Annotated in this window: 12 protein-coding genes; 1 reads left to right on the forward strand and 11 read right to left on the reverse strand. The window is 37.9% G+C overall.

Annotation, left to right across the window (positions count from 1 at the left end):
* Window positions 1–94 precede the first annotated feature (94 nt).
* The 11 genes from JWG44_RS03015 to JWG44_RS03065 all read right to left on the reverse strand — a co-directional run bounded on the left by JWG44_RS03015 (window position 95) and on the right by JWG44_RS03065 (window position 8,055).
* Window positions 95–520, reverse strand: coding sequence for a type II toxin-antitoxin system VapC family toxin (locus tag JWG44_RS03015; RefSeq protein WP_205273490.1), 426 nt, complete (start codon window positions 518–520; stop codon window positions 95–97).
* Window positions 517–768 (reverse strand): ribbon-helix-helix protein, CopG family, encoded by a 252-nt coding sequence (locus JWG44_RS03020; protein ID WP_205273491.1) that lies wholly within the window; start codon window positions 766–768, stop codon window positions 517–519. The genes JWG44_RS03015 and JWG44_RS03020 overlap by 4 nt, the downstream gene beginning before the upstream one ends.
* A 324-nt stretch (window positions 769–1,092) precedes the next feature.
* A complete protein-coding gene (locus JWG44_RS03025) occupies window positions 1,093–2,871 on the reverse strand; it encodes an AIPR family protein (protein WP_205273492.1) in 1,779 nt (592 codons plus the stop codon).
* Between the two features lie 1,005 nt (window positions 2,872–3,876).
* Window positions 3,877–4,554, reverse strand: a complete 678-nt coding sequence (locus tag JWG44_RS03030; RefSeq protein ID WP_205273493.1) for a hypothetical protein — start codon at window positions 4,552–4,554, stop codon at window positions 3,877–3,879.
* Window positions 4,555–4,789: 235 nt separating this feature from the next.
* Window positions 4,790–5,179: a HEPN domain-containing protein gene (locus JWG44_RS03035; protein ID WP_205273494.1), complete on the reverse strand. Its 390-nt coding sequence runs from the start codon at window positions 5,177–5,179 to the stop codon at window positions 4,790–4,792.
* Window positions 5,169–5,477 (reverse strand): nucleotidyltransferase domain-containing protein, encoded by a 309-nt coding sequence (locus JWG44_RS03040; protein WP_205273495.1) that lies wholly within the window; start codon window positions 5,475–5,477, stop codon window positions 5,169–5,171. Before JWG44_RS03040 ends, JWG44_RS03035 begins: the two co-directional genes overlap by 11 nt.
* 340 nt (window positions 5,478–5,817) lie before the next feature.
* The gene (locus JWG44_RS03045) at window positions 5,818–6,384 is read right to left on the reverse strand and encodes a hypothetical protein (RefSeq protein WP_205273496.1); all 567 of its coding nucleotides are present in this window, start codon (window positions 6,382–6,384) and stop codon (window positions 5,818–5,820) included.
* Window positions 6,385–6,622: 238 nt separating this feature from the next.
* Window positions 6,623–6,904 carry a helix-turn-helix transcriptional regulator gene (locus JWG44_RS03050; protein WP_205273497.1) on the reverse strand — a complete coding sequence of 94 codons (282 nt, stop codon included), beginning with the start codon at window positions 6,902–6,904 and terminating at the stop codon, window positions 6,623–6,625.
* Entirely contained in the window at window positions 6,901–7,284 is a 384-nt protein-coding gene (locus JWG44_RS03055) for a type II toxin-antitoxin system RelE/ParE family toxin (RefSeq protein WP_205273498.1), read from the reverse strand. The genes JWG44_RS03050 and JWG44_RS03055 overlap by 4 nt, the downstream gene beginning before the upstream one ends.
* Before the next feature lie 304 nt (window positions 7,285–7,588).
* Window positions 7,589–7,882 (reverse strand): type II toxin-antitoxin system RelE/ParE family toxin, encoded by a 294-nt coding sequence (locus tag JWG44_RS03060; protein WP_205273499.1) that lies wholly within the window; start codon window positions 7,880–7,882, stop codon window positions 7,589–7,591.
* Window positions 7,867–8,055 (reverse strand): hypothetical protein, encoded by a 189-nt coding sequence (locus tag JWG44_RS03065; RefSeq protein ID WP_205273500.1) that lies wholly within the window; start codon window positions 8,053–8,055, stop codon window positions 7,867–7,869. The genes JWG44_RS03060 and JWG44_RS03065 overlap by 16 nt, the downstream gene beginning before the upstream one ends.
* A 425-nt stretch (window positions 8,056–8,480) precedes the next feature.
* Between JWG44_RS03065 and JWG44_RS03070 the strand changes: the two genes are divergently transcribed.
* A partial coding sequence (locus JWG44_RS03070; RefSeq protein ID WP_205273501.1) for a BrnT family toxin occupies window positions 8,481–8,716 on the forward strand: 236 nt, incomplete at its 3' end.

Below are 8,716 nucleotides of genomic sequence, written 5' to 3' on the forward strand. Positions count from 1 at the left end.
AGCAATGTGCCGGAGGCCGGAGTGAGCGCGAGCGGGAACCGTGAGTCGCGAACGAAGTGAGAAGCCGAAGTTAGACGATCGTGCGTGCCCTAATTTAAGATTTGATCATCTCAGAATTAATAATATTCAATGCCTTACCTTTTTTCGTTTTGTAAAAAAGGAAATCACTATCTAATGTTAAAATATCTTTTATTCCATAAACTTCGGAAAGACTTACAAGAGAAGCATCCGCAAAATCCATAGGTCGATCGGAATATTTCTCCATATAATGATAAATCAATGTGAAATGCTCATTGTCTTGATTTAAAATTGTAATTGCACCGTCTTTAATCCATTCGATAAAAGAATTCTGAATTTTCTTATTATCTGATAGCAAATATGAAACTTCCGTTACAACTGCTAAAGTTGTGAATAATCTTCCTTTGAAATCTTTAAGAAAAGAACGAATTCTGGTACAATATGCATCAGATTCATCGAAGAATGCTACGATCGGCCCAGTATCGATAATTGCTTTTATCATTTACCTTTTTGCTTTTTCAATATCGCATCTTTAATATGCTTTTGGTGATTTACTGATTTGTCTGAAATCCCGCTTTTATATTGGCCAAAGTATTTCTCACCTAATTCATAAGCTGATGGTTTCTGAGCAAAGTTATCAATATAATAAACTAAAGATTCTTTAATGACTTCTGATTTACTTTTATTCTCAATTTTCGCTACTTCTGATAATTTCTTTTCTAATTCTGGGGGTAATCGAAGACTAATCATACCTTGCCTCTTGTATTACGTGTGTAATACACTTCCGTTTTTGTCAATAAAATTTTTGATTTTCACTTAATTATGAAAACGAATATATAAGTGCATTTTTTATTTCAAAATTTACTTAGCACGCATGTCGTCTAACGAAGTAGGCTTCTCGACGTTGCGTCCGCAAGCGCCTGTGCGCGACGCGGTTGGCACGAGGTTCGAGCGACCTTAGTCGCGTCTTGCGAACCGAAGTGACAAAGCAATGTGCCGAAGGCCGGAGTGAGCGCGAGCGGGAACCGTGAGTCGCGAACGAAGTGAGAAGCCGAAGTTATGCGTCGTGGTTAATTATTTAAGAAAATATTCTCTAATGTCTTCGTCCAAGAAATTAATTTTATAAAAGAGCTCATAATTTGGTGAACCTGTCTTAGGAAAATACTTTGTTCCTTTTCTTTTTTTTGATATAAACTCATCAAAGTCTTTCCAGTTTCTTAAACGATGAACTGTATGTAATTCTACAAGTTTAACTATATCTTCCAATTCTATTGGAATTTGTAATTTTAATATACCTATTGAAGCGATTACAGCCCATTTACCGTATATAAGCCCATATCCAACTTCCGAAATCGAATCAGATTTTTTTTGATATTTTTTCTCTTCATTAATCAATTTTTCGAATAATAGATAAGAGAAAAACATTTCTTTAAAGCTATTCGTATCACTTAATATTCTATAAAAAATGTCTTCCTGAAAAATATTCTCTTCACTAGTACGACGAGCAGCAGCTGGTTCACCTTTATAGGCCCAGTACGCCTTTAAAAAATCGAATCGATTTATAATGAATTGTCCATCAATAAACTTGCTCTGGTATCCTTCTTGGAATTCCCCCTTTTTGCGCTCATAAAAGTATCCGAAAGTTTCGAATATTCTAGATTGAAGCTCAATTTGAATCGGATGATTTGACCGCCTATCCCCTTCGCTCACTTCGTTCTGCTGATTTGTTGCATTAGAAATTAATTCAATAAAATTTGGATCAATTTTATTTTCACTTTCAATAGGAGTAATCACTTTCAGTAAGACCTCTTTTCCTATAAGCGGATTTTTCGATTTTCCTAGCGATTCTTCATATATTTTACTGATTGTGAACGCTGTTTGGCCTCCATTTAAAATTTGAGGTTTTGTTAGAATAATTTGTCCTTCATTCTGTTTGCCTGTGCTATCAGAAAAATTTAAATTCTCGGATATTAAAGTTATCCCGTTATTTAGTAAAGCAAAGCTATTCTTATCTTGATCTATTATGGTTGACTTAATCTTCTCATTTACTGACTTCTTCTGTAATTGAAGATAATTTCTTGGATTATATTTTAAAATTGAGTTTTTATATTGACTCATAACTTTGGCTATCTCGATTATAGGAACAAACACTACTGTTACATTGTAATTTCCATACTCAGTTTCTATTAACTGTTTCAACCGAGGGTGTTCTTTATTTGAGAGTAATAATTTTATAATAATCTCATTAGGGTCATAATGAGTACTAGTGGCCAAAGGGAAAAGGAGTTCATTATATGTTTTTTCTGAATCGAATATCTGATATTCTGCATTATCAATAAGTTTCCTTATCTGAGAATCATTTAGCTTGTACAGGTTTCCCAGAAGAATAACCTGGTAATCATATCTAGCAATATCCCGAATACGCTGCAATTCGCTTTGAAAAGCTAAAATTTTAGCATTAAATTGCACACCATTACTATCTTCTTTTACACCTTTGATCAGATTTGATACTTCCATTTTTATCAAGTCATCAGTGCTCATTGACTTTGAATCAAAATTTTGGGAATTATTTCTAAACTTTGCTTGAATTAAATATAGTTTTTTTTGTTCATGATCAATGAAGTAAGCATCTAAACCTCCATCTTGTGTCCCGTCAGTAATTAATTTGTGACGATCAAGAAAGTCAGTAATTCCAAATTTCACTTTTAGAAATAAGTGTATAAACGATAAGGACCGTGCTTTATCCAAGCCAGCAACATCGGAATCATCAGGATGGTATGTTTTGTACGATGCAGGCGCTTCCAGATTCAATCTATCTAATACTTTTAATAGCATCGAATATTTGGATTTCATATAGTTTTATTATCTCCTTAGTTTAACCATGACGCATAACGAAAGAAGCTTGCCGACGTCGCGTCCCCGAGCGCCTGCGCGCGAAAGGGTCGCGAACTTCTCTTACTGAAAAACTCTTCTTTTACTATTTAGCCAAGTTCGCGAAGCGATGTGTCGAAGACCGAAGTGAGTCCGAACGGGAACCGTGAGTGACGAACGAAGCGGCAAGCGTTAGTTAGGCGATCGTTCCGCGAGCGTCAAGAAAATATATCGTTAAACCATTGCAACCTAATGAAACAGTTGCAGTTATCCCCCTAAAACACTTAGCCAACCCAAAGAAAAGCGAAGCGGAATGTCGCCTAACGAAAGAAGCTTGCCGACGTCGCGTCCCCGAGCGCCTACGCGCGAAAGGGTCGCGAACTTCTCTTACTGAAAAACTCTTCTTTGACTATTTAACCAAGTTCGCGAAGCGATGTGTCGGAGACCGAAGTGAGTCCGAACGGGAACCGTGAGTGACGAACGAAGCGGCAAGCGTTAGTTAGGCGATCGTTTGCCCAACCGGAATCACGGTGAACCGCGGGGACTGCTTGGGGCTCAAAAAACATACATCACAGAAAAAGTAACTTTTGAACTTTAAAGTTTTTCCTGCAAGGAAAGACCAAAACAGAAAAACCCTAACATTTCTAACTTAATCTTTGGATTAGAAATCAAGTTAGTCTAGCAAAGAGAAACAATCCGAAATTTCCCCTTGCCCCGCTTCGTCCCCGCCCGTTCTTCCGTCATCCCCTGGGCAAATGTCGCATAACGAAAGAGGCTTCTCGACGTTGCGTCCGCAAGCGCTTTTGCGCGATGCGGTTGGCACGAGGTTCGAGGCGCCTTAGCGCCGTCCCGCGAACCGAAGCGACAAAGCAATGTGGCTTTAGCCCGGAGTGAGCGCGAGCGGGAACCGTGAGTCGCGAACGGAGCGAGAAGTCGAAGTTAGACGAAGTGCCGCTTTCGCTTATATTTGAAAAATCTGAATTCATTTTAATCTTGAGAATTTAGTAAAAATTTATTGGGAGTGCGAATAACTTCAGAATTATCCTGAAAATGAAAATTCTCACCGTTTTTTTTGGAGTCATACTTTTCAAATTCAATTACCTCGATAACACGGTTGTTTAATATCCTAAACTTTCCTAGTGAATAACTATCTTGTTTTATTTCACATTCATACTGTTCGCATTTTATATTTATATCTTCGTAGCGATTTCGATCTAATCCAAAATAGCATAATTTAATTTTTCCATTTTCCTTTTTGAACTCTAAACCTTCGATTTCATCAAAACCAACTATTTTTTCGAATTCGGAAAATGATCCCCATTGACCCAAGAATGATTCAATATTAGAGCTACTTAATTCTCTTTTTAAAATTGGAACTTCGTTAGTAAAATGCTCTGAAAGAGCGTAACCTTCGGCCATGCCATGCTGAATTTTGAATATTTTTAGAATTTTGAACGTTTGCAAGTTGAACCTTGTAAGCTGATCAATGACCGCAACGCCTACTCTTTCATTTAAGTCTTCGACCTTACTTTCTTGAAGTTCAGGATCTAAATAAAATGGGACAATCTGATTTTCTTTTACATACATGATCTGCGATTTGAAATTTGGATCACGGCCAAAACAGGATAGAAAAACCATTACTAGAAATATTATTTTATTATTCATTACAATTCCATTTTGCGGCATTTCGTCTAACGAAAGAGGCTTCTCGACGTTGCGTCCGCAAGCGCCTGTGCGCGACGCGGTTGGCACGAGGTTCGAGCGTCCTTAGACGCGTCTCGCGAACCGAAGTGACAAAGCAATGTGGCTTTAGCCCGGAGTGAGCGCGAGCGGGAACCGTGAGTCGCGAACGGAGTGAGAAGCCGAAGTTAGACGTAGTTGGCCATTCGATTTTAAAAAGTCACTTTCTAATTAATATTTCTGCCCAATCAAAAGCTTGTTGTGCTAAAGAAATAGCCTTTTCATACTCAGGTAAAAGAATCTCTTCATAATCACCAGGATATCGAGTGGACACGGCGTAATCCGTAAGTATAGTTAATTCTTTAAAAAAATCTGGTCTTTCGACTTCTAAAGGTAGGGACGAAATAAGATTTTTTATATTATGAGTAAACTCAAAATCTATATTATAACTTATTAGGACCGCTTTCAGCGATTTTTCTGCGGATTGCTGTGCATGATAACATAGCTGATTAAAAAGAATCTCTTCACGATCACCAAGTTTAGATAACAATAAATCACTTTTCGCATGAATCAGCCAAGTATTCGGTAAACTCGGGTCATCAAGCGGCATATAGCTCGATCCCATTTTTAAGTGCATGAAAGTAAATAAGATGGTGCGAATTAGAATATTTTTCTAACGTTTCTTCAGTTACCACAACGAAATCGTAAGGTCTTTCTATGTTTTCAATGTTTTGATAAAGGAATTGGGCAGTTTTTCTTTTATTCGTTCCTTTGGGCATAACGATTAGAATATCGTAATCGCTGTGTTTATTAAATGAGCCTGTAGCTCTCGATCCAAAAAGAACTATTTTTAAAGGATTTACGAGATTAATAACCTGCGTCTTTAAATTTTCCAAATCTCTGTCCATGAACCACACAATGCGGGTGCAATCCAAAAAATCAAGCAATTGCTTTTAATCTATTTTTAAGAATTTTCTTCAAATTGAAAGAGTCGATTTATAGCTTTCTCCAGGAACTTACTTTTCGTTCAATTTTAGCCTTGGCCAATTACGTCTAACGAAAGAGGCTTCTCGACGTTGCGTCCGCAAGCGCCTGTGCGCGATGCGGTTGGCACGAGGTTCGAGCGACCTTAGTCGCGTCTCGCGAACCGAAGTGACAAAGCAATGTGGCTTTAGCCCGGAGTGAGCGCGAGCGGGAACCGTGAGTCGCGAACGAAGTGAGAAGCCGTAGTTATGCGACGGTGTTTTGTTATTCTGAAATTTTTGTAACTGTAAGCACTTGAGAGTACCCGCTATTAACGGCTATATCCAAGTTCCCACCTGAGGATTGAAATCCTTGTAGCCTAATAAAATCCCCGGATGCTAATCTGTAGATTGATTCTGTTGAAATATTAGTTAAATCGGTTGTGGCAGCAGGAACCGCAGTGGATCCTATCACAGATAAATCATTAAGAACTATATTTACTTTTCTAATTCCTGTTGCATTCTGAGCATAAGAGAGTTGGCCCAATACATGATATAACCCGGCATTTTTAATTGTTAACTTAGTTGGGTCAGTAAGTGAAAAAATATTATTCGTATCATATACGACACTATCAAAGCTAATTGCAATTGGTGTAGAATTTACAGTATTAGAGACGATGTTTCTGTAAACTCTAGTGTTGCCAAGTGTGATAATTCTGTTAGAATTAGCTATTGAAATTAGGGACAAAAGCTCTAATTGTTCTATTTTTCTTTCTTCCTCCGCCTCGCCGATAGTAAATCGGCAATTAGTTATACTTACCAGAATAAGAAGAATAGTTATTCTTTTTTTCATTTTTTTTCCTTAATAATTATTTTAAAACACTGTCGCATAACGAAAGAGGCTTCTCGACGTTGCGGCCGCAAGCGCTTGTGCGCGACGCGGTTGGCACGAGGTTCGAGTGAGCCTTAGCGAACGTCTCGCGAACCGAAGTGACAAAGCAATGTGGCTTTAGCCCGGAGTGAGCGCGAGCGGGAACCGTGAGTCGCGAACGAAGTTAGAAGCCGAAGTTAGACGGCGTCTGCTTTCAAATTTAAGCGATATTCTTGCGAGATCGAACCTTTACTTCCAAATCTAACGCGTGACAGACTTTCAAAAAAGTAGCAAGATTACAATTTATCCCATTTTCAATTTTTGAAAGTTGCTGTTGAGTTACGTGAGCCATTTTCGCAAGCTCTGATTGGGAAAGGCCTTTCTTTTCTCGTAAATCATGTAATTCTAAAGACAAACTAATTAATTCCCTTTCTTCTTGAATTTTTTCTTTGAATTTTTCATTCTTAATTTTAGTTTTTAAATGGGTTTGGAATGATTTCATAATAATAACTTCCCTATTTCCTTTTCTGGATATTTCTTAAGAAACTTTTCTCTCCTCTTTACAGCTTTGTCTATTTCAGACTTTGGAACTTTATCAGAGCGCTTAATGAAATGATTTGTTAGTATAACATAGTCTTTATAACAGAAGAAGTATAAAATACGTATCTGATCTCCTGAAAGTTTGATTCGTAACTCATGAATGCCGTCTCTTAATATATCAGCGTAAGGCCTTGGTAAATTTGGGCCTAACTCCTCAAGTTTCTCGATCCAAGCTAAAATCTTTGCTTGATTTCGTTCATCCTTAGAATTGATAAATGTCTCAATTTCACTCTCTTCTTCCTCAGATTCAGAGTAATAGTAAACCTTCCATTTTCTCGCCACAAATTAAATTACATCATATAAGATGTAATGTCAACTCCAAAAGTAAGTAAAACGGTTTTAAATATTAAATCAAGTTGCAGAATTCATTTTTAGCAGATGCCGCCTAACGAAAGAGGCTTCTCGACGTTGCGTCCGCAAGCGCCTGTGCGCGATGCGGTTGGCACGAGGTTCGAGCGACCTTAGCGCCGGCTCGCGAACCGAAGTGACAAAGCAATGTGGCTTTAGCCCGAAGTGAGCGCGAGCGGGAACCGTGAGTCGCGAACGGAGCGAGAAGCCGAAGTTAGGCGAAGGTGCCGAAATTTCTTCAGAGATTATTTAGCAATCTCGCCGAATGATGGATCGTAACAATTTCAATATTGTGAAGTTTATTTATACGATAAACGATGCGATAATTCCCGGAAATTCGTTCCCTTAAGTTTTCAATATTAAATTCAGGAACTACCCTGCCCATCAATGGAAACAAAGGAATATTTTCTACCGCGTCAACAATTCGATTTATTACATTTAAGGCATAAACTTCAGAATCTTTAGTTATGTAATCGTAAATATCGTGGAGGTCAGACTTGGCTCTTAAAGACCAAACTATCTCTTTCGCCATTTATTAATTTCTTCAAGAATTTGTTCGTGAGGAACAACTTTATTATTATCCAATTCAGTTAAACCTTGTTGAACTTTTTTGGAAAAGAAAAGCTCTTCCATAATATCATCAAATGACGTATCATCCGGTAAACTTTCAATAAGATTGATCGCCTGTTGTTTTGTTGAAGGCATAAGAAACAGTCATTTCAAAAGTAGTAATTGTCAAATAAAATTTAAGCTCCTTCGTTCGCGTATTTAAGCTATTTAGGGCTTTAATCTCTTAAATTTCTTCAAATTAGACCTGCATAAAAAAACAGACATCGGCACTTTCGCATAACGAAATAGGCTTCTCGACGTTTGCGGTTCTGAAGCGTGCCTAAGCACGCGGAAGAATTGGAACGAGGTTTGAGCGAACCTTAGTGAGCGTCTTGCAAACCGAGTGACAAAGCAAATGTGCCGAAGGCCAAGCAAGAGTCGCGGAGCGATCTCGAAGCGCCGCGAGAAGCCGAAGTTAGTTGCTGTCACGCGTCCGTAAGACTAAATTACATTAAGTAATCATTTCGGTTAGCGAATACTATTGACATTCCTTATATTTACTATATATTGACACTATACATATGGAGGAATCAATCGAATTTGAATGGGATCCATCTAAAAATACCATAAATAGACAAAAACATAGAATTTCATTTGAAGATGCAAAGACAGTCTTTTACGACGAAAACGCAAGGATTATAAATGACCCCGACCATTCTGAAAATGAAGAAAGATTTATTATACTTGGATTTAGTTATAAATTAAACCTGTTAATGGTTTCGCACTGTTATCGTTCTTCGAAAGACACAATCCGAAT

Origin of the sequence: Leptospira ainazelensis, assembly GCF_016918785.1 — a bacterium.
Classification (GTDB): domain Bacteria; phylum Spirochaetota; class Leptospiria; order Leptospirales; family Leptospiraceae; genus Leptospira; species Leptospira ainazelensis.

Coding starts and splice junctions, on each gene's coding strand:
- JWG44_RS03015 (WP_205273490.1), bottom strand. CDS start 520: ATGATAAAAGCAATTATCGATACTGGGCCGATCGTAGCATTCTTCGAT.
- JWG44_RS03020 (WP_205273491.1), bottom strand. CDS start 768: ATGATTAGTCTTCGATTACCCCCAGAATTAGAAAAGAAATTATCAGAA.
- JWG44_RS03025 (WP_205273492.1), bottom strand. CDS start 2,871: ATGAAATCCAAATATTCGATGCTATTAAAAGTATTAGATAGATTGAAT.
- JWG44_RS03030 (WP_205273493.1), bottom strand. CDS start 4,554: ATGAATAATAAAATAATATTTCTAGTAATGGTTTTTCTATCCTGTTTT.
- JWG44_RS03035 (WP_205273494.1), bottom strand. CDS start 5,179: ATGCCGCTTGATGACCCGAGTTTACCGAATACTTGGCTGATTCATGCG.
- JWG44_RS03040 (WP_205273495.1), bottom strand. CDS start 5,477: ATGGACAGAGATTTGGAAAATTTAAAGACGCAGGTTATTAATCTCGTA.
- JWG44_RS03045 (WP_205273496.1), bottom strand. CDS start 6,384: ATGAAAAAAAGAATAACTATTCTTCTTATTCTGGTAAGTATAACTAAT.
- JWG44_RS03050 (WP_205273497.1), bottom strand. CDS start 6,904: ATGAAATCATTCCAAACCCATTTAAAAACTAAAATTAAGAATGAAAAA.
- JWG44_RS03060 (WP_205273499.1), bottom strand. CDS start 7,882: ATGGCGAAAGAGATAGTTTGGTCTTTAAGAGCCAAGTCTGACCTCCAC.
- JWG44_RS03065 (WP_205273500.1), bottom strand. CDS start 8,055: ATGCCTTCAACAAAACAACAGGCGATCAATCTTATTGAAAGTTTACCG.